This is a genomic window from Actinomadura sp. BRA 177, from assembly GCF_013372625.1.
In the GTDB taxonomy this organism is placed as follows: domain Bacteria; phylum Actinomycetota; class Actinomycetes; order Streptosporangiales; family Streptosporangiaceae; genus Spirillospora.
Genome location: NZ_JABXFD010000548.1, coordinates 1 through 493 on the forward strand (window position 1 = coordinate 1; position 493 = coordinate 493).

The window sequence follows — 493 nt, forward strand, 5'->3', positions numbered from 1 at the left end:
CAACAGCGGCGGCGCGGTCATGTCGAAGCCGCGTGCGCGTTCGCGAACCCCTACGGCGTCGGCCTCGGCGCCGGAGGCGGTGACCTCTTCCCAGGGCCGTTCGACCGTGCGCGGGATCACCTGGACGGGGCGCGACAGGACCTCGTGCCCGAACGCGGCGCGCAGGTTCGCGCGCCGGCGCCGCCGCGGCCCGGCCGCCGTGCGCACCCCGGCGCCGTCCAGGGGGCCATCCTGATCGCGTGCTAAATCGGCCGTGTCACACCCGCCGGTCCCCACGCCGCACCCGGCCTACAGCCCCCTCTCCGGGTCGCCTCCCGCCCCGCACCGCACCTCGCCCCCCTCCCCCCGCCCCCCGCACGCCCGCAGACCGAGCACCCCCCCACCCCGCCGTCCGCCGGCCCCCAGCTCGGCGGCCCCAGCGCTGCGCGGGAGCAGGTGCACATTTCTGACCTGGCATGCTCCGAACCGTCCGAACTGCAGGCAGCCGCCCCAC

At 77.5% G+C, this 493-nt stretch carries 1 protein-coding gene; it reads right to left on the bottom strand.

Annotation, left to right across the window (positions count from 1 at the left end):
* On the bottom strand, window positions 1-207 hold a 207-nt coding region (locus tag HUX53_RS31055; RefSeq protein ID WP_176406774.1), incomplete at its 3' end, for a hypothetical protein.
* Window positions 208-493 lie beyond the last annotated feature (286 nt).